This window comes from Mesorhizobium sp. M0771 (assembly GCF_040320155.1).
Classification (GTDB): Bacteria; Pseudomonadota; Alphaproteobacteria; order Rhizobiales; family Rhizobiaceae; genus Mesorhizobium.
Genome location: NZ_JAMYPC010000061.1, coordinates 1 through 2,922 on the forward strand (window position 1 = coordinate 1; position 2,922 = coordinate 2,922).

Consider the following 2,922-nt stretch of genomic DNA (forward strand, 5'->3'; position numbering starts at 1 on the left):
GACTGGTGCCGCGCCAACGATGTCGACTTCATCTTTGGCCTCGCGCCCACCACGACCCTGCGCAAGCATGTCGCGGATCTGGAGGCCAGCACGACCGCGCGCTTCGAAGCGTCGGCCAAGACAGGCAAGGTCCGCAGGTTCAAGAAGTTCGTTGACGGCGCCCGCGGCGCGGCCGGGCCGGCAGCACTCAGGCGACATAACGGGCGCAGAGCCGACCCTGCGGCTTCCAGAAATTTGTCGTGTACAGCTTCAGACCCTCAAGCCGAGCCCGCAGGGCCTCGCTTACCTTTTACGGGGCGGCGGTACGTCCAAGCCGGTTCAACAGTTAAGAATTTCGCAAAGACGATACCCCCGGATCGTCGAGCTTCCGCTGCCACTTCCCGCATTCGCCGAGGCGGTCAATGACCCGCCCTTCACAATAGTTATCCGGCAAGCATCTGGATGCGAGAGATAATGTTGCCGGAGGCATCTCTCATGGCTTCTACACCTGCCTGAACGCCAGAACCGCGTTCGTGCCGCCAAAGGCGAAGGAGTTGCTCAGTGCCACGCGCACCTTGCGCTCGCGTGCCACATTGGGCGTGACGTCGAGATCGCAATCGGGGTCCAGCTCACGATAATTGGCAGTCGGCGGCACGACGCTCTCGCGGATAGCCATCACGCAGGCGATCAACTCGAGCGCGCCGGAAGCGCCGAGGCAATGCGCGTGCATGGACTTGGTAGAAGAAATGGACATTGAGAAGGCGTGCTGACCGAAGACGCGCTTGATCGCCGCCGTCTCGATCTGGTCGTTGGCCTTGGTGCCGGTGCCGTGCGCGTTGAGATAGTCGACATCTTCGGCATCCAGCCTGGCATCGGCAAGGCAGGCCCGCATTGCTGCCTCCGGCCCCTCGACAGTCGGCGCGACGATGCCGGACGCATCGGCGGAAAGGCCGGCACCCGCAATTTCGGCAAGGATGGTGGCGCCCCGAGCCAGGGCATGCTCGTAGCTTTCCAGCACCGCCATGCCGGCTCCTTCACCAAGCGACAGGCCCTGGCGATCGGCCGAGAATGGCCGGCAAGTATCGGGCGAAAGCACGCGGATCGCTTCCCATGCCTTCAGCACACCCCATATGAGCGGCGCTTCGCTGCCGCCGGCAAGCATCACGTCGGCCCGGCCGAGCCTGATCTGGTCCACCGCGCAGGCAATCGCATGGTTTGCCGAGGAACAGGCGGACGTGACGCCGAAGACCGGCCCGCGCAGGCCGAGACTCATGCTGACCTGGCCGGCAGCGGCACCCGGCATCGCCTTGGGTACAGTCAAGAGAGCGGCACGCTTACCGCCCAGCAGGATGGCGCGGTAGGTTTGCTCGATCGCATCCCACCCGCAGCCGCCAACGCCCACCGTCGCACCGAAGCGATAGCTATTTCCCTCTTTGGAGGAAAGTCCGGCCTGACGCATGGCTTCGCGCGCCGCAAGCACAGCGAGCAGGCTGAAGCGGTCCATGGAGATGAGTTGCTTGCTGTCGATGTCATGCTCCGGCAGGGCCTTGATCTCGGCACCGATCCTGACCCTCAATTCATGGAACTCGGAGTTGACGATTGGGCCGATGGCGGAGCGGCCTTCTCGCATCTCTGTCCAAATGGCGGCGGCGTTGGTTCCAAGCCCGCAAATTCCGCCAATCCCAGTAATCACGACGCGCCTGTCCATTCACACCCCCGTAGCGAGCAAGCTGCGCACGGCTTCCACCATGTCCCCAACATTCTGGAGATCCGACCATGCCTCGGCCGTATTCATCTCGATCTCGATGCCGTAGGCCTGCTCCAGGTCCCAGAGAACGTCCGCCAATCCCAGTGAATCGATACCGAGCGAAGTCAGTCCCGTGGCGGCCGTTATCTCGCCGCCCGTGGCAGGCGCTATGCCGCCCTCCGACGCGGCGCGCTTCTTGATCATTGCGATTATTTCGTTGGCGAGTTGATCTGCCATCTTGTTCCTTTCTAGCTTGCGTTTTCGGCGTCGTTCAAAACCCGAGTCGCGTCGCGTTGCCAAAATTGCCCCTCATAGAGCCTGTGCGACCGACCAAGCCCAATGCCCATAGGAACCGGACGAGCTCCGGCTTCTTCGGCGTCAGCCCGATGACGAAGAAGAGTCGCCGGCCTCCCGGTTTTGCGCCAGCACATCAAGAATCTGCGTGTAAATGGATAGGAACCGTCGTCAAACGTCAGCTAAACGCTGCGACGGTGGGTGCCGTCAGCGTATTCACTCGGCACCTCATATGTAATCGAGATGTTTCATTGCTCCGGACCAGCTGCGATCAACTATTGTACCGGTCCGCTATTCGTCGGAGAGTTCGACATGATCGGAGCGCTGCCTCTCATTCCCAGTACAATCCCCACCGCACGCGACAGATTTCCTATTTCGGGCTGTTCTCAAGGGACTCGCCACGCGATAGAGGCAGTGATCGGCGCACGTGAGGTCCTGCCAGGTCCATGCGACATTCCGGAAAATTGGTAAAATCGTTTGTTTCAATCAAATTCATCCACGCTATGGATAGCTAAGACATGCGTTTCAAAGGGCTCGATCTGAATCTTCTCGTCGTTCTCGACGCGCTGCTTAGCGAGCGCGGCCTCACGGCTGCGGCACGCAGCATCAACCTAACCAAATTCATGGGGGTTGGTGGATGTGGGCGCAAGCCCGTTGAAATGACGTAGGATTTGGTTGCTTAAGCCGATCCGAAATTTCCCGGAGACCACACCCACCATGAACGATCTTGCGCTGCCGGTGAGCGGTTTTTCATCAGTCGGCGGCAAGTCCGTCGTCGCCCGTTTCGACGGCGGCATGCTGTCGTCCACAGCGGCGTTCTGGCCTAGGCCGAGGTGGAAAAGCGGTTGCGGGTGGCCGAGCGTCTGGCGCGTTGCATCGACGATCCGCGCTGCCCGGACCAG

At 61.2% G+C, this 2,922-nt stretch carries 2 protein-coding genes and 4 pseudogenes; 4 read left to right on the forward strand and 2 right to left on the reverse strand.

Annotated elements, in window-relative coordinates:
* Positions 1-162, forward strand: a pseudogene (locus NKI05_RS32070) (IS1380 family transposase); the annotation flags it as partial.
* Positions 163-330: 168 nt separating this feature from the next.
* Positions 331-495, forward strand: a pseudogene (locus NKI05_RS32075) (LysR family transcriptional regulator); the annotation flags it as partial.
* Here the strand turns inward: NKI05_RS32075 and NKI05_RS32080 are convergent.
* Positions 482-1,687: a beta-ketoacyl-[acyl-carrier-protein] synthase family protein gene (locus NKI05_RS32080; protein ID WP_023708073.1), complete on the reverse strand. Its 1,206-nt coding sequence runs from the start codon at positions 1,685-1,687 to the stop codon at positions 482-484. The pseudogene NKI05_RS32075 and the gene NKI05_RS32080 overlap by 14 nt on opposite strands.
* On the reverse strand, positions 1,688-1,963 hold the full coding sequence (locus NKI05_RS32085) for an acyl carrier protein (protein ID WP_023708072.1): 276 nt from the start codon (positions 1,961-1,963) through the stop codon (positions 1,688-1,690). It lies immediately after the preceding gene.
* A gap of 575 nt (positions 1,964-2,538) precedes the next feature.
* Between NKI05_RS32085 and NKI05_RS32090 the strand changes: the two are divergent.
* Both NKI05_RS32090 and NKI05_RS32095 read left to right on the forward strand, forming a co-directional pair.
* Positions 2,539-2,640: pseudogene (locus NKI05_RS32090) on the forward strand (LysR family transcriptional regulator); the annotation flags it as partial.
* Between the two features lie 97 nt (positions 2,641-2,737).
* Positions 2,738-2,922: pseudogene (locus tag NKI05_RS32095) on the forward strand (IS1380 family transposase); the annotation flags it as partial.